The following is a 16,392-nucleotide window of genomic DNA, read 5'->3' on the forward strand; positions in this document are numbered from 1 at the left end:
CGGGTCCGCCCTACAGCGGACGCAGCGCGAAATACGGGAAATGTGTATAATGTCGGCTTGCGCTGATGACTGGACCCCGTTTTTGATGGTCTGGCTCAGGTGTGCAGGGGATAGGAGCAGTGCGGTGCAGGGCCATCATTATTGATATTTTTGATATCAGATATTTTGCTTATCAATTATCCAGATAACTGGCCTTCGTGCATAATCTTGCTCTCCGCTGTGTCTTCACTGAACAACAATAGATTCAAGCCCGTTCTGGTACGGGCTTTTTTTCATTCCGCAATGTACATCGCTTATTTATCTGACCCGGCTTCGGCCCCGCCGCTCCGCATGACGGATGCGCGGGCTTTGAACGTCCCGATAGACAGGCGCCGCTGCCGTTAACACGGCAGCCGCAACAATACGCTCCATCGAGTCCGGTTTCGCAGGCTTAGGTGGAATCATTCACTTCGCGCCGACACCATCTGGTCTCGCATTAAGAGATATCTCATGAAGAATACGCCAAAAACTTTAACGTTGTCCGCCAAGGCGCCACGCCCAGCCGCGGCGCCACTTGCCGTACCCAAAACGACTTTATCTTACTTCATCGATAATGCGCAAGCGAATCCGGAAGCCACCGTCACGACGGCGCCCACCGTCGTCACCGTGGTGAAGAAAAGCCGCTCGCGCCTGGCTGCCGTGCCGCCGGCCGATGCGGCTGCCGAAGCGCCAGCGGCGGCTGTCGACGCCGTTGCCGAAGTGGCCGAGGTGGCCGACGCCGCACCGGCCAAAACGCCAAGCGTGAAGGTCGCCCCCGGCGCCAAGGCCCCGGCCGCGCCGCGCAAGGTCAGCGAAAGCGCCGCCACGAACAAGGTGGTGACGGCAGCCCGCTCGAAAGTCGTGCGCGCCAAGCCTGAGGCAGCGCCCGTGACCATCATCACCGGCGCGCAAGTGGTCAGCAAGACCACGGACGCCGATGCCCTGGCCGCCATCGACACCTCGAATTACTTCCTGCCGACCGTCAAGGTGCCAGGCCGCCGCGGCCGCAAGCCGAGCGAATTCACGCCGGAAAACGATGAAGTGGCAGCACTCAACGCCGTCGAGCGCGCCGAACTGAAGGCCGTGTCGAAAGCGCGCGACCGCAAGGCCAAGGGCGGCCTGGCGGACGCGCTGGGCGATCCGGAAGCATCGGCAGCGGACCTGGAACGCCGCCGCAAGCAGATCACGGGCTTGATCAACATGGGCAAGGAACGCGGTTTCCTCACCTACGCCGAGATCAATGACCAATTGCCGGAAAACATCATCGATCCGGAAGCCATCGAAGGCATCATCGCCACTTTCAACGACATGGGCATCGCCGTCTACGAGCGCGCCCCTGATGCGGAAAGCCTGTTGTTGACTGACAACGTCGCCACCGTCACCAGCGACGATGAAGTGGAAGCGGCTGCCGCCACGGCCCTGTCGACGGTCGACTCCGACTTCGGCCGCACCACCGACCCCGTGCGCATGTACATGCGTGAAATGGGCGCCGTGGCGCTGCTGACGCGCGAAGGCGAGATCGAGATCGCCAAGCGCATCGAAGGCGGCCTGAAAGACATGATTCAGGCTATTTCCGCCTGCCCCACCACGATCGGCGAAATCGTCGCGCTGTCGCAAAAAATTGCGCGCGATGAAATCAAGGTCGATGAAGTGGTCGACGGCTTTGTGGATTTGAACGAAAGCAATGCCCCGGCGCCGGCCGCCGCTCCCGCCGCGCCTGCCGCCGCCAGCGGTGACGACGAGGAAGAGGAAGAAGAAGCCGAGGAAGAAGACGGCGACGCCAATGGCGGCGCTGCCGGTTTCTCCAGCGAGCAACTGGCCCAGCTGAAAAAGAATGCGTTGGAGAAATTCAACGTCATTTCCACGCAGTACGACAAGATGCGCAAGGCGCCCGAAGGTTACAACTCGAAAGCCTACATCAAGGCGCAGGAAGCCATTTCGCAGGAATTGCTGGGCATCCGCTTCACGGCCAAGGTCGTCGAAAAGCTGTGCGACACCCTGCGCGGCCAGATGGAAGAAGTGCGCCACATCGAGCGCGCCGTGCTGGAACTGTGCGTGAACAAATGCGGCATGCCGCGCGCCCACTTCATCAAGGTGTTCCCGGGCAATGAATGCGACCTGGAATGGGTCGACCGCGAAGTCGACTGCAAGTACCCGTACAGCGCCATCCTCAGCCGTAACGTGCCTGCCGTCAAGGAACTGCAAAAGAAGATGATCGACCTGCAAGCGCGCGTGGCCCTGCCGCTGGCGGACTTGCGCAAGATCAACAAGCAGATGGCTGCCGGCGAAAAGCGCGCGCGTCACGCGAAACGCGAGATGACGGTCGCCAACTTGCGTCTGGTGATTTCGATCGCCAAGAAATACATCAACCGCGGCTTGCAATTCCTCGACCTGATCCAGGAAGGCAACATCGGTCTGCTGAAGGCCGTCGATAAATTCGAATACCGCCGCGGCTACAAGTTCTCGACCTACGCCACCTGGTGGATACGCCAGGCGATCACGCGTTCGATCGCCGACATGGCCCGCACCATCCGCGTGCCGGTGCACATGATCGAAACGATCAACAAGATGAACCGCATCTCGCGCCAGATCATGCAGGAAACGGGCAGCGAGCCGGACCTGGCGACCCTGGCCGTCAAGATGGAAATGCCGGAAAACAAGGTGCGCGAAATCATGAAGATCGCGAAAGAGCCGATTTCCATGGAAACGCCGATGGGCGAAGATGGCGATTCGCAACTGGGCGACTTCATCGAAGACAACACGACGTTGGCGCCGCTGGACGCCGCGCTGCACGCCTCGATGCGCAACGTGATCAAGGAAGTACTCGATTCCCTGACGCCGCGCGAAGCGAAAGTGCTGCGCATGCGTTACGGCGTGGAAATGTCGAACGACCACACGCTGGAAGAAGTGGGCAAGCAGTTCGACGTGACGCGCGAGCGCATCCGCCAGATCGAGGCGAAAGCCATGAGCAAGCTGCGCCAGCCTTCGCGTTCGGACAAGCTGAAGACTTTCCTGACGCAAAACTAAGCGGTCAGCAGGCAATAAAAAAAGAGGCGTAAGTCTCTTTTTTTTCGTCCCTACCTGTGCCGATTTACAGAAAATGCGTGCGCTGTCCCAGCAGGCCGGCGCGCACGTGCCGGCGCGCGCGGAACAGGGCCGCGCCGCAGGCGGCGGCGATGACGGTCAGGAAGAACCAGTCCAGCGGGTTGCGGCGCGGCGGCGGCGGCGATGCTTGCGAGGGCACGGCGAAGGCCTGGAATTTATGCCCCGTGTAGACGGCGCCCACCACCAGGCCGGCGTCCGTGATCTTGTTGGTCAGATACAGGCCGTCGTCGCGGCGGCGCACCGTCATCACGCCTTCCTTGTAGACAAAGGTCATCGGTTCAAAGCCGTTGATGTTGACGCTGCCGACGACGTGCCCGGCCGCGTTGACGGCCGTGGCGTAGCTGTCGCCCTGGCCGATCAGGGCGCCCAGGTCCAGCATGCGCTTGCCATCCCAGGCGAACGCGTGCCAGCGGCGTTTTTCCGTTTCCGAGGCGCCCACGATCAGGCCCGCGTCATTGATGGCGGTGGCCGAGCTGATGCGCCCGCCGGGCAGGGTGCCGATTTCCCGCATGCCCGCGCCGGGGTGGTAGACGAAGGCGCGGCGGTAGCCATCGCCGCGCTGGGCCGTGCCCACCACCACGCCATGGCTGTTCAGGCCGCTGGCATAGCTGCTGGCGCCGCCCAGGGTGCCCAGGTCTTGCAGGCTGTGGTCGGCTTTTGTCACAAAGGCGTGGAAATCGCCGCCGCTCGTGTCGGCATAGCCGGCCACCTGGCCGCCTTGTGCGATGGCCGTGGCATAGCTGCTGGTACCGCCCAGGGTGCCCAGGTCGTGCATGCCGCCGGCCGCGTCGTAGCGGAAGGCGTGCCAGGCGCCGCTGGCCGTTTGCGCCGAACCGACCACCGCGCCATGGATATTGATGGCCTTGGTAAAACCTTCATCGCCGCCCAGGGTGCCCAGCTCGCGGAGGCGGCCATGCTGATACGTCACGGCGCGGCGCCGTCCTTCTTCTTCCATGATGATGCCGGCCACCAGGCCAGCCGGGTTCAGGTCGGATGCGATGCTGCCGTTGCCATCCCTTTCTCCAAAGCCCCGTTCGGCATAAATGGTGGCGCTGGCGTTGGAAACGGCGGCCAGCAGGAGCAGGCCGAGCAATGGGGCGGGGAGGCGGGAGAACCGTGTCAGCATGATAGTTTCCTCTAGGAAAAAACTTACTATACTTTTATTTGCCAAAAATGCATATCTAATTTGTTACTGTTTTTGGTAATGTTTGTGTTCGGGCATGGCCGGCATGGCGCGCCTGGCGGCGTGGGGCAGGTAGATGGTCAGCACCGTGCCCCGGCCCGCCTGGCTGTCGATGCGCAGTTCGCCGCCCAGCGCGTGGACACGTTCGCGTATGCTTTTCAGGCCGAAGGCGGCCCGCTTGCCGTCGTCGCCCGGCTGCATGCCGATGCCGTTGTCGCTGATGCGCAGGATGATGGAATCCGCATCTTGCTCCAGCGCCACCTCCACTTCGCTGGCCTGGGCGTGGCGCACGATGTTCGACAGCGATTCCTGCAGCACGCGGAAGATGGCCGAGGTCTGGCGCTGATCGAGGCCCAGGTCCGGCACCTCGCTGTCGAGCGTGAGCCGGTAGCGGATGGCGCCGCGGCTTTCCATCTGGCGGAGCAGCCATTCGGCCGCCGGACCCAGTCCCAGTTCGAGGGTGCTGGGATGCAGGTCATTGATGATGGTGCGCACCGAGCGGATGGTGGTGTCGATGGTGTCGAGCACGCGCTGCGCGTGGCGGTGCAGGCGCGGATGGGTCTTGGCCGTGCGCGCGTGCAGCAGCGACACATCGATGCGCAGCACCATCAGGTTCTGGCCCAGGTCGTCATGAATGTCGAGCGCGATGCGCCGGCGTTCCTCTTCCTTGATCGTTTGCTGGTGGTCGCTCAGTTCGCGCAGCTGGGCCAGGGTGCGTTCCAGGTTTTCCTCGTTGCGCTTGCTGTCGGTGATGTCGATGGCCATGGCGATGATCATCTGCGGCCGCCCTTCGGCATCGAAGATGGGTTTCTTGTGCGTCTGCAGCAGGCGATTTTCCTGCAGCTGCGCATTCCATACCAGTTCTTCGCGTATCACCACCTTGCGGCTGGCAAACGCTTCCTGGTCCGCCGCGTGGAAGCCCACGTTCTGGTCGCTGGGGAAATGCTGCAAGTCGCGCCCTTCGGCAATGTCCTGCTGGTGCACGCCCCATTGCTGCTCGCAGGCCTGGTTCATCAGCACGATGCGCGAATCGGCATCTTTCAGGAACAGCGACAGGGGCATCATGGAGATGATGTCCTGCAGCCGTTCTTCGCTGCGCGCCAGGGCCGCTTCCGTTTGCGCGCGCATGGCGATTTCCGCCGATAGCTGGAGATTGACGTCGAGCAGCTGGGCCGTGCGCAGGGCCACGCGGCTTTCCAGTTCCGCATGGGCGACGCTCAATGCATGTTCGGCCCGCTTTTGTTCGGTGATGTCGCTGGCCAGCACGAGCGCGCCCGTCAGCGTGCCCTGTTGGTCGTACAGGCGGCGGCCGCTGATCATCGCCCAGCGTTCCGAACCGTCGCTGTGCCGGTATTGCAGTTCTCCCATGCAGCTATCCGTGGCTGTCTGGCGCAGCGGACACAGGCGCAGCAAGGTCGCCTCATCGTAGAATTCGCTCATTTTATGGCCCAGCAGCTTTTCCGCAGGCATATCGAGCATGTCGCACAGGCGCTGGTTGAGATGCAATATCGTGCCTTGCGCATCCGTTTGCCACATGCCGTCCTGCGCCGTCTCGCTCAGGTGGCGGTAGCGCATGGTGCTGGCATCGAGCTGCAAGCGCGTGCTGGCGAGGTGGGCGCGCAGCTTGCGCATCAGCCACATGGCCGTGCCGGCGGCTGCCGCCAGCAGCAGCAACAGCCAGATATGTTCCCAGGAGTCGAGCTCCTGCCAGGCCGCGCCGGCCAGCCAGCCCAGCACCACCAGGACGAGGGCGGCGCATGCCGTACTCAGCGTTTCAATCGACCATTTGCTCATACGCGTCCCTGGCGTCATCGTTGGCCGCTGCGGTGCACGTAGCGCCGGAGTGGGAAAAGTATTCGACGCTAGTGTAATACCAAATGTTGTTTTATTGAGAATATTTTTCCATTTGGAAAGCAAAAGGGCCGACCCTTGCGGTGCCGGCCCCTGCTTGCCGAAGGCAATGCGGCGCGATCAGCCCGTGTTGCGCAAGCCTGCCGCCACGCCGTTGATCGACAGCTGGATGCCGCGGTGCACCCGTTCATCGACTTTACTGGCGCTGGACAGGGCGCGGTTGCGCTTGATCAATTCCACCTGCAAATGGTTCAGCGGGTCGAGGTAGGCGAAGCGGTTCTGGATCGAGCGGGCCAGCAGCGGATTGCCCGCCAGGCGCTCGGTATTGCCGGTGATCAGCTCCAGGCAGCGCAAGGTGTTGCCGTGCTCTTCCGTGATGCGCTTGTAGATGCGTTCGCGCAAGTCCTGGTCCGCCACCAGTTCCGCGTAGCGCGACGCGATGGCCAGGTCGGTCTTGGCCAGCACCATGTCCATGTTCGACAGCAGGGTGGCAAAGAACGGCCATTCGGCGTACATGGCGCGCAGGGTGGCGATCCTGTCATCCTTCGACGCTGGCTCGCCATCGTTGATCCACGCTTCGATGGCGCTGCCGAAGCCGAACCAGCCCGGCAGCAGCAAGCGGCACTGGCCCCAGGAAAAGCCCCAGGGAATGGCGCGCAAGTCTTCGATGCGCTGGTTGGCCTTGCGCGAGGCGGGGCGCGAACCGAGGTTCAGCTCGGCGATTTCCGCAATCGGCGTGGCCGAGAAGAAATACTCCGTAAAGCCCGGCGTTTCATACACGAGGTGGCGGTAGGCGTGATAGGCGAGGTCCGACAGCTGCGCCATCACGGCTTCGAATTGCGCCAGCTGGCCGTTGCGGGCCGGATTGGCTTCCTGCGGCGCCAGGCTCGCTTCCAGGGTCGCGGCGACCAGCAATTCCAGGTTGCGCCGGCCGATTTCCGCGTTGGAAAACTTCGACGCGATGATTTCGCCCTGCTCCGTCAGGCGGATCTGGCCGTTGACGGTGCCCGGCGGCTGCGCCAGGATGGCTTCGTAGCTGGGTCCGCCGCCACGGCCCACCGTGCCGCCGCGGCCATGGAACAGGCGCAGCTTGACGCCGGCCTTCTGGAAATCCGCCACCAATGCCAGTTCCGCCTTGTACAGTTCCCAGTTCGACGTGAGAAAACCGCCATCCTTGTTCGAATCGGAATAGCCGAGCATGACTTCCTGCAACTGTCCCTGCTTGGCGATCAATTGCTTGACCAGCGGCAAGGCCATGAGCTGGCTCATGATGCCGGCCGCGCGCTGCAGGTCGGGGATCGTCTCGAACAGGGGGATGACCATCAGCTCGCACGTGCTGTCGCCGTCGCCCCCGGCCTGCCAGTCGGTGCGCAGCAAGCCTGTTTCCTTTTGCAGCAGCAGTACTTCCAGCAAGTCGGACACGGTTTCCGTGTGCGAGATGATGTAGTTGCGGATGGCCCGCGCGCCGTAGCGCTGGCGGATGTCGCGCGCCGCGCGCAGGATGGCCAGTTCGGAATCCGTTTCCGTGGCGTAGGCGATGTAGGGCGAGTACAGCAGGCGCGGCTGGGCCAGTTCGTTCAGCAGCAGCGCCTGCTTGTCTTCTTCGGACAGGGTTGTGTAGTCGGCGGCCACGCCGCTTTTCGCGAACAGGTCGGCCAGCACGCGCTCGTGCACGTCGGAAGTCTGGCGCATGTCGAGCGATGCCAGGTGGAAACCGAAGATGTCGGCCGCCCGCGCCAGGGTCGCCAGGCGCGGGCGCACGAGGGCCGCGCCGTGGTGCGACTCGAGCGAGGCGACGATGGTGCGCAAGTCGGCCACAAAGGCGGCCGCGTCAGGGTACGCCGCGGCCGCGCCCACTTCCTTGCGCAGGATGTTGGTGGCGCCCAGCGCGCGGGCCGTGGCGGCCAGGCGCGCATAGATGCCGATCAGGGCGCGGCGGTACGGTTCGTCGCTGCGGTGCGGCGAGGCGTCCGGCGACTGGTCGGCCAGCGCCTGCAGTTCGGCGCTCACGCCCACCATCAGGGTCGAGACGGACAGTTCCGCGCCCAGCGCGTGCACTTCGTCGAGGTAAAAGTCGAGGATGGTGGTGGCGTGGCGCGCCAGCGCGTGCTGCATGGTGCCGGCGTTGACGTTGGGGTTGCCGTCGCGGTCGCCGCCGATCCAGCTGCCCATCTGCACGTAGGCGGCATTGATCGGCTCGATCGTGCCGTTGCCGTTCGGGTACTCGGCGGCGATGTCTTCCTCGATGTCGTCGTACAGGCCCGGCAGTTCGCGCAGGAAGGTGATGCGGTAGTAGGACAGGGCGTTTTCGATTTCGTCGGCCACCGTCAGCTTCGAGTAGCGCAGCATGCGCGTCTGCCACAGGGTGGCCACGCGCGAGCGCAGCAGCTGCATGTTGGCCTGCCGTTCCTTCGGCGTCTGCGGCAGGTCGCGCTCGGCCAGCAGGCGGGCGATGTCGTGCTCGGCGTCGAGGATGCTCTTGCGCTGCACTTCCGTCGGGTGGGCCGTCAGCACGGGCGCGATCAGGGCGTCCTGGAAGAAGGTGTCGACGGTCTTGCGCGGCACGCCGGCGGCGCGCAGTTTTTTCAGCGCGAAGCTGACGCTGCCCTTTTGCGCCGGCGAGCCGGCCAGCAGGTGGGCGCGGCGGCGGCGGATGTGATGCTGGTCTTCCGCAATGTTGGCCAGGTGCGAAAAATAGGAAAACGCGCGCACGACGGAAATCGTCTGTTCGCGGCTCAGTTCCTTGAGCATGGCGTCGAGTTCCAGCGCCGCGTCGGCGTCCGCTTCGCGGCGGAAGCGCACGGAAGTCTGGCGTATGGTTTCCACCACATTGAAGACGGCGTCGCCTTCCTGTTCGCGCAGCACGTCGCCCAGCAGGCGGCCCAGCAAGCGGATATCTTCTTTCAGCGGCGCGTCCTTGTCGGAGCCGGCCGCTGGAACTATTTCTGGTGCTACTGCGTCATTGAGCATAATAAAGAACCAAAGTAAGTGTAAAAGCAAGGGAATGTGGATCGCACCGGGCGTTTGGCCGCAGAGGGGAGGGGGCGCATGATAAAATTTGTGGTCTTCAACATGGACGCTAGCCTGACTTGGCCTTCTAGGCTAAGGGATAACGATTATAGCGAGGCCGGGCGCCATTCCGATACAAATTGATATCGGACGGGCGAATTGGCAACGACAACGACAGCCACAGCGAAAGAACTTGTTTTGAAAGCATCCGAATTGACCCAAAATATTCCTTCCCGCCTGGTGATCGCCACGCGCGAGAGCCGTCTTGCCATGTGGCAAGCCGAACACGTGCGTGCGCGCCTGGCCGCCCTGTATCCGCAGTGTAGCGTTGAAATTCTCGGCATGACCACACGCGGCGACCAGATTCTGGACCGCGCCCTGTCCAAGGTAGGCGGCAAGGGCCTGTTCGTCAAGGAACTGGAAGTGGCGATGGAAGAGGGCCGCGCCGACCTGGCCGTGCATTCGCTCAAAGACGTGCCGATGGAGTTGCCGGCAGGCTTTGCCCTGGCCGCCATCCTCGAGCGCGAAGACCCGCGCGACGCGTTCGTGTCCAACGATTACGCCAGCCTGGCCGAGCTGCCGCACGGCGCCGTCGTCGGCACCAGCAGCCTGCGCCGTCAGTCGCTGATCGCCGCGCGCTACCCGCACCTGACGATTCTGCCCCTGCGCGGCAACCTCGACACACGCTTGGGCAAGCTGGACCGTGGCGATTACGCCGCCATCATCCTGGCCGCCGCCGGCCTGAAACGCCTGGGCCTGGCGTCGCGCATCCGCGCCGTGCTGGCGCCGGAAGACAGCCTGCCTGCCGCCGGCCAGGGCGCCATGGCGATCGAGGTGCGCGCCGGTCGCGCCGACGGCGTCGACATGACGGCCCTGCTGGCGCCGCTGAACCATATTGATACGGCGCAAGCCGTCACGGCCGAGCGCAAGGTGTCGAAGATCTTCGGCGGCAGCTGCCAGATTCCGCTGGCCGCGTTTGCCACTGTCGAAGGCGACAGCATGCGCTTGCGCGCCATGGTCGCCACGCCGGACGGCGCGCGCATGGCCAGCGCCGAGTTCGAAGGCCCGGCCAGCGCGCCGGAGCTGCTGGGCGAACAGGTGGCCGAGCTGCTGCGCGCACAGGATGCCGCCGGCATCCTCGCCTCGTGCGCCATTACGCCCGACAACCATGAAGGCCTGGCGCCGCATGCCTGACACGGTGGTGATCACGCGGCCCGCGGCGCAAGCGGGGCCGCTGGCCGCCAGGATCACGGCGCTGGGCTGGCCCGTGACCCTGCTGCCGCTGCTGGAAATCCACGCGCTCGACGGCGCAGATGAATGCGCGCAGCTGCAAGACGTGCTGGCGCGCCTGGCTGATTACGACCTGGTGGCCTTCGTCTCGCCGAACGCCATCGATTGCGTCTTTGCGCACTTGTCCGCCTGGCCGCCAGGCGTGCCGCTGGCCGTCGTGGGCGAGGGCAGCCGGATGGCCTTGGCCGCGCATGGCGTCACGGATGCGAATGCCAGCATCACCAGTCCGCTCGACACGGCGCGCAGCGATTCCGAACATTTATTGCTGGCGCTGGACTTGCCGGCCCTGCGCGGCAAGCGCGTGCTGATCGTGCGCGGCGACGGCGGACGCGATTACCTGGCCGAGGGCTTGCGCGCCGCTGGCGCCGAAGTCGAGTTCGTCACGGCCTACCGCCGCCAGGTGCCAACGCTGACGCCGGCATTGCGGGCGACCCTGGAAAAGCTGTTGCAGCATAATAATGACTGGATCATCACCAGCTCGGAAGCGCTGCGCGGTTTGCTGGCGCTTCTTGAGGAATTGGATGCTGAAAAGACGGCTGTTGTGAAAATGCAACAGCAACATCTGATCGTGCCGCACGCCCGCATTGCACAAACGGCGGCGGCCCTGGGTTTTGCCCGTGTCACCCTGACAGGATCAGGCGACGCAGGAGTGCTCGCCGCGTTACAATCACGACCATGAACGAAATGCCTACACTCTCCGAACCGAATGCAACGCCTGGCAGCGCCGTGAAGACGGCGCCGCAGGCGGCCGACCAACCTGCCGGCCGCGCGCCGACCTTGCTGGAACAGCTGCAAAAGCCCATGAGCATCGCCGTCATCGTGCTGGCCGTGCTGCTGGCGGCGCAAAGCTGGTCGTCCAGCAAGCAGATCCGCAACCTGCGCGAAGAAGTGGCCAAGCGCCTGCAAAAGGGCGATGTCAGCAACGCCGAAACGGGCGTGCTGGCGCGCACCGTGCAAGAAGGCACGAAAGAGCTGGAAATCAAGGTGGGTGCGCTGGAAAACCGCCAGAGCGAAACGCAAAGCCAGCAGCTGGCCCTGGAACAGCTGTATAACGACTTGTCGAAGAACCGCGACGAGTGGGCGCTGACGGAAATCGAGCAAGTGCTGTCGACGGCCAGCCAGCAGCTGCAGCTGGCCGGCAACGTGCCCGGCGCGCTGATCGCCCTGCAAAACGCGGACCGCAGCCTGTCGCGTTCCGACAAGCCGCAATTCATCACCATCCGCCGCGCCATCGGGCGCGACATGGAAAAACTCAAGGCCCTGCCCAGCGTCGATTCGACGGGCGTGGCCCTGCGCCTCGACGCCGTGATCGCCCAGGTCGATTCCTTGCCGATGCTGTCCGACGAAACGCCGGCCTTGCCGGCCGCGCCGGAAAAACCGGGCAAGGCCAAGTCCGTGCGCGATGCCAGCGGCAAGCTGGTGGGTCCGCCGGCGCCGGAACCGCTGCTGCAAAAGGTGCGCGACGGCTTCAATACCTGGAGCGGCGACATGTGGGCCGACGTGCGTCAATTGATCCGTATCCGCCGGGTCGATACGCCGGAAGCGCTGATGCTGTCGCCGACGCAATCGTATTTCTTGCGCGAAAACGTCAAGCTGCGCTTGCTCAATGCCCGCATGGCCTTGTTGTCGCGCAATGAAACGGCGTTCCGCAACGACTTGATCGCCGCGCAGGATGCGCTGGCCAAGTATTTCGACACCCGCGCCAAGAGCACGCAGACGGCGCAAGCCCTGCTGCGCCAGGTGCAGGGCAGCAATCTGGCCATCGAAATGCCAACCTTGTCCGACAGCCTGACTGCTGTGCGCAACTACAAAGCGAAGTCCTGAGCCCATGCGTCTATTTCTCTGGTTACTCGCCCTGATGGCCGCGGCGATCGGTATCGCCGTGACGGCCCGTTTCAACCCTGGCAACGTGGTGCTGTTCTATCCGCCATACCGCATCGATTTGTCGCTGAACTTCTTCCTGCTGCTGCAGGTCGTGCTGTTCGTGCTGCTGTACCTGCTGGTGCGCGCCGTGCGCGCCACCGTGCGCATGCCGGCGCAAGTGGCGGCCTACCGCCAGCGCAAGCGTGAGCGCGATGGCAACAAGGGTTTGCGCGAAGCCTTGAAAGCCCTGTTCGAAGGCCGTTTCGGCCATGCCGAGAAGGCCGCCTTGCGCGCCGCCGAACTGGACGAAAACGCCGGCCTGGCCGCGCTGATCGGCGCGCGCGCCGCGCACCGCATGCGCCAGTCCGAACGCCGCGACAGCTGGCTGGCCCGCGTCGAAGGCGACGCCAGCCTGAAGACGGCCCGATTGATGACGGTGACGGAATTGCTGGTCGACGACCACCAGCCGGAAGCGGCGCTGGCCGCCGTGCGCGAACTCAACGCCAGCGGCACGCGCCATATTCACGCGCTGCAATGGTCGCTGAAAGCCGAGCAGCAGGCGAAGAACTGGCCGGAAGTGCTGCGCCTCGTGCGTTCGCTCGACAAGCACCGCGCCCTGCATCCGGCCCTGTCGTCGCGCCTGCGCGAACTGGCTTACGACCATTTGCTGTCCGACCCGTCGCATGACGCCGAATCCTTGCTGCGCGTATGGTCGACCGTGCCAAGCGCCGACCGGGTCAAGCCGTATATCGCCTGCCGCGCCGCCACGGCCCTGAATGCGCGCGGCCTGCATGACGAAGCGCGCCTCGTGTGCGAAGAGTCGCTGGCCGCCGACTGGGACGAGCGCGTCGTGCGCGCCTACCGCGAAGCGGCGGCCCCGAGCGGCACGCCGGCCTTGCTGCTGCAGATCGAGCATTGCGAGCAATGGCTGAAACAGCGTCCGCTCGATGCGGAACTGGCGCTGACCCTCGGTACCCTGTGCCTCAAGCAAAAACTGTGGGGCAAGGCCCAGCGCCACCTGGAGCAGGCTTTGTCGGACGCCAACGAACCGCAGATGGTGCGCGACGCCCACCTGAAGCTGGCGCAGATGCACGATGCCTTGCAGCAGACGGAACAGGCTGCCGCCCATTACCGGCAGTGCGCGCTGGCCACCATCCTGTAAGCCTTGTAGGCCATTTCTCCAGACGTAAAAAAGCCGTTCAGTGCAGACTGAACGGCTTTTTTTGCGCTGCTACCTTGCTAATTTACTTCTTCGAGCTTTACTTCTTCGGTACGGCCGTGCCTTCGGGCAAGGCATACGCGATCAGGGTATCGCTCATCTTCGTGCCCAGCGAACCGTGGCCGCCGGCCATGACGACGACGAACTGGCGTCCCGACTTGTTCGACACATAGCTCATCGGCGTAGCCTGGCCGCCGGCCGGCAAGCGGGCTTTCCAGATGACTTTGCCGTTGCTGACGTCGTAGCCGCGGATGTAATAGTCGAGCGTGCTGCTGAGGAAGGTCACGCCGCCGCCCGTGGTGACCATGCCGCCCAGGCTGGGCACGCCCAGTGGCAATGGAATCGGCACGGGACCGCTGTCGCGCGTGGTGCCGTTCTTGTGCATCCACACTTTTTTCATGGTGCGCAGGTCGACGGCGGCCACATAGCCCCACGGCGGTGCCTGGCATGGGAAGCCCAGCGGCGACAAAAAGGCCTTGATTTCCACGGCGAACGGGACGCCCGTCTGCGGCTGCAAGCCCATTTCGCCGCCCGTGCCGCCCTTGGCCGTCGTTTCGGCGCGCGGCACGAGTTTTTCCAGGAAGCCCATGTAGTCAGGGTTGACGATCAACAACTGGCGCACGGGGTCGATGGCCGCGCCGCCCCATTCGAAGATGCCCAGCGGGCCCGGCGAGATGACGGCGCCCTTGCCGGCCGTTTGCGGCGTGAACGGGCCTTCATAGCGGCGTTCCTTGAAGATGATGCGGCAAGCGAGCTGGTCGAACGGCGTCGTGCCCCACATGTCCGCTTCGCTGATATTGCGTTCAGGCAAGAACGTCAGGGCCGAGAACGGCTGCGTGGGCGACAAGGTGTCGCCGGCGGCAGGATTGTTCGTCGGTACGGGTTTTTCCGGCGCCGGCACGACCAGGCTGCCGTCGCGGCGGTCGATCACATAGATGTCGCCCCGTTTCGTCGTGGCGACGACGGACGGCACCTTGCCTTTCGGCGTGTCGATGTCGACCAGGCTAGGCTGGCCGCCGATATCCATGTCCCAGATATCGTGGTGCACGGTCTGGTAGACCCAGCGCACTTTGCCGGTCGCCAGGTCGAGCGCGACGATGGCGCTGTTGAATTTCTCGCCATTCTTGTTGCGGTTGCCGCCCCAGGTATCGGGGGTTTCATTGCCCATCGGGATGTAGACCATGCCCAGCTTTTCATCGATGCTGGCCACGCCCCACGAGTTGGGCGAGTTGTTGGTGTAGTTCTTGCCTTCAGGGAAGGGCTTGGTATCTTCCGGCGTGGCCGGGTCCCAGTTCCACATCAGCTTGCCGGTGACGGGATCGTAGCCGCGGATCACGCCCGACGGTTCTTCCGTCGAATGGTTGTCCGTCACGCTGGCGGCGATCACGGCCATTTTCTGCGAGACGGCGGGCGGCGAGGTCGGCATCAGGAAACCGCGCTTGATCATCGCCATGTTTTTATACAGGTTGACGACGCCGTTGTTGCCAAAGCTCTTGCACGACTCGCCCGTATCGGCATTGACGGCGATCATGGTGCCGTCCATGGTCGGCGCCAGGATGCGGCGCGGGCATTCCATGCCGGCCGCTTCGGGGGCCGGGTTGTTCTTGGCGCGGCCCGCGTTGACGTCCCAGTAGGCGACGCCGCGGCAGATCATGTGCTGGTAGCTGGCCGCGTCGCGGTTGATCTTCGGATCGTGGCGCCAGATTTCCTTGCCCGTGTCCGGGTTCAGCGCGATGACGATATTGTGCGGCGTGCACAGGTACAGCATGTCATTGACCTTCAGCGGCGTGACTTCGTTGGCGATCTCGCCCGGGTCGTTCGGTCCCTTGAAGTCGCCCGTGTGGTAGGTCCAGGCTTCTTTCAGGCCGGAAATATTCGCTGGCGTGATCTGCGCGGCCGGGGCGTAGCGGTCACCATAGCCGGAGCGGCCATACGCGGACCAGTCGTTGTGCTCGACGCCGGGCGCCAGGTCGCCGCTGGCGGTGGCGGCCATGTTTTCGGCCGGCACGTCGCCATGCAGGTCATGGTAGTCCTGGAACAGGGCGATGACGCCGGCGATGACGGTCAGGGCCACGGCGGCGGACAGGGCTGTCCTTCCCAATTGCCCCTGTTTCGCGGCGGCGGGTGGCGCCAGGCGGCGGCTGACGAAGGGCAGCAGCAGCCAGACGGCGGCGGCAAACCAGATGTCGAGGCGCGGCAGCAATTGCCACCAGTCGAATTTCACTTCGATGACGGACCAGATGAGGGTGGCGGTCAGCAAGAAGGCGAGGAAAGCTTGCGCGCTGCGCTTGCCCTGGAACACCAGCACGCCGGCGACGAGCATGCCTATGCCGGCCAGCAGGTAGTACCAGGAGCCGCCGAGCGTGGCCAGCCAGATGCCGCCGCCCAGCAGGGCGAGGCCAAAAAGAATGAAAATAACGCCGGTGACCTTTAATAAAGGCCCGGGCCGGAAGGAGGGAATCATCATATTCCTTTTTGCAAGGATTTATCGGTGGCGCGTTGAAAGCGCCATATTGAATTCAGGGAAGGCGTCGATTGCAGAATATACAAAGTTTGGAATCACCAGAATGTGACAGTTTATCAGAATTGATGATTGTCTTCTGGTCGTGCCATTTTTTGGCCAGGCCGTCATTTGAATCAAATAAATGCTTCAAATAAGCGCAAAGATTATACTGGATGGGGGAGTTTCCGGGCTGGCAGGCTTGATGGCCATCGATGGTGAGACGGCCGCGCCATCACGCGCTGACAGTTCGGGGAGAATAAGCCTGACACAGTTGTTATAAGTGGCTGCAATAAATGCAATGCCGGTTATGATAACCATGTCCGCTGCATGGTGATATTGAAATGAAAATAT

General features: G+C 63.6%; 9 protein-coding genes. 5 read left to right on the top strand and 4 right to left on the bottom strand.

The genetic code is table 11. From position 1 onward, the window contains the following. Positions 1-489 precede the first annotated feature (489 nt). Entirely contained in the window at positions 490-3,045 is a 2,556-nt protein-coding gene (gene rpoD / locus JAB4_RS10770) for an RNA polymerase sigma factor RpoD (RefSeq protein WP_070224996.1), read from the top strand. A 64-nt stretch (positions 3,046-3,109) separates the two neighbouring features. Here rpoD and JAB4_RS10775 read toward each other — a convergent pair whose 3' ends face one another. The 3 genes from JAB4_RS10775 to ppc all read right to left on the bottom strand — a co-directional run bounded on the left by JAB4_RS10775 (position 3,110) and on the right by ppc (position 9,127). Beyond that, the gene (locus JAB4_RS10775; RefSeq protein ID WP_070224997.1) at positions 3,110-4,249 is read right to left on the bottom strand and encodes a hypothetical protein; all 1,140 of its coding nucleotides are present in this window, start codon (positions 4,247-4,249) and stop codon (positions 3,110-3,112) included. Between the two features lie 63 nt (positions 4,250-4,312). Next, positions 4,313-6,100, bottom strand: coding sequence for a PAS domain S-box protein (locus JAB4_RS10780; protein WP_162995605.1), 1,788 nt, complete (start codon positions 6,098-6,100; stop codon positions 4,313-4,315). A gap of 177 nt (positions 6,101-6,277) precedes the next feature. Further along, positions 6,278-9,127: a phosphoenolpyruvate carboxylase gene (gene ppc, locus JAB4_RS10785; protein ID WP_070224998.1), complete on the bottom strand. Its 2,850-nt coding sequence runs from the start codon at positions 9,125-9,127 to the stop codon at positions 6,278-6,280. A 252-nt stretch (positions 9,128-9,379) separates the two neighbouring features. Here ppc and hemC point away from each other — a divergent pair, with 252 nt between their 5' ends. Genes hemC through JAB4_RS10805 form a run of 4 tightly spaced genes read left to right on the top strand, consistent with a single transcriptional unit; the run spans position 9,380 to position 13,481 of the window. Then, on the top strand, positions 9,380-10,360 hold the full coding sequence (hemC, locus tag JAB4_RS10790; RefSeq protein ID WP_070225031.1) for a hydroxymethylbilane synthase: 981 nt from the start codon (positions 9,380-9,382) through the stop codon (positions 10,358-10,360). Next, entirely contained in the window at positions 10,353-11,135 is a 783-nt protein-coding gene (locus tag JAB4_RS10795; RefSeq protein ID WP_070225030.1) for a uroporphyrinogen-III synthase, read from the top strand. Before hemC ends, JAB4_RS10795 begins: the two co-directional genes overlap by 8 nt. Then, positions 11,132-12,280, top strand: coding sequence for a uroporphyrinogen-III C-methyltransferase (locus JAB4_RS10800; RefSeq protein ID WP_070224999.1), 1,149 nt, complete (start codon positions 11,132-11,134; stop codon positions 12,278-12,280). Before JAB4_RS10795 ends, JAB4_RS10800 begins: the two co-directional genes overlap by 4 nt. 4 nt (positions 12,281-12,284) lie before the next feature. Beyond that, a complete protein-coding gene (locus JAB4_RS10805) occupies positions 12,285-13,481 on the top strand; it encodes a heme biosynthesis protein HemY (protein WP_071650305.1) in 1,197 nt (398 codons plus the stop codon). Between the two features lie 97 nt (positions 13,482-13,578). Here the strand turns inward: JAB4_RS10805 and JAB4_RS10810 are convergent, their stop codons facing one another. Beyond that, positions 13,579-16,005, bottom strand: coding sequence for a membrane-bound PQQ-dependent dehydrogenase, glucose/quinate/shikimate family (locus tag JAB4_RS10810; protein ID WP_070225001.1), 2,427 nt, complete (start codon positions 16,003-16,005; stop codon positions 13,579-13,581). Between the last annotated feature and the right edge of the window lie 387 nt (positions 16,006-16,392).

The organism is Janthinobacterium sp. HH102, from assembly GCF_001758625.2.
GTDB lineage: Bacteria > Pseudomonadota > Gammaproteobacteria > Burkholderiales > Burkholderiaceae_D > Janthinobacterium.

Coding starts and splice junctions, on each gene's coding strand:
- rpoD (WP_070224996.1), top strand. CDS start 490: ATGAAGAATACGCCAAAAACTTTAACGTTGTCCGCCAAGGCGCCACGC.
- JAB4_RS10775 (WP_070224997.1), bottom strand. CDS start 4,249: ATGCTGACACGGTTCTCCCGCCTCCCCGCCCCATTGCTCGGCCTGCTC.
- JAB4_RS10780 (WP_162995605.1), bottom strand. CDS start 6,100: ATGAGCAAATGGTCGATTGAAACGCTGAGTACGGCATGCGCCGCCCTC.
- ppc (WP_070224998.1), bottom strand. CDS start 9,127: ATGCTCAATGACGCAGTAGCACCAGAAATAGTTCCAGCGGCCGGCTCC.
- JAB4_RS10795 (WP_070225030.1), top strand. CDS start 10,353: ATGCCTGACACGGTGGTGATCACGCGGCCCGCGGCGCAAGCGGGGCCG.
- JAB4_RS10800 (WP_070224999.1), top strand. CDS start 11,132: ATGAACGAAATGCCTACACTCTCCGAACCGAATGCAACGCCTGGCAGC.
- JAB4_RS10805 (WP_071650305.1), top strand. CDS start 12,285: ATGCGTCTATTTCTCTGGTTACTCGCCCTGATGGCCGCGGCGATCGGT.
- JAB4_RS10810 (WP_070225001.1), bottom strand. CDS start 16,005: ATGATGATTCCCTCCTTCCGGCCCGGGCCTTTATTAAAGGTCACCGGC.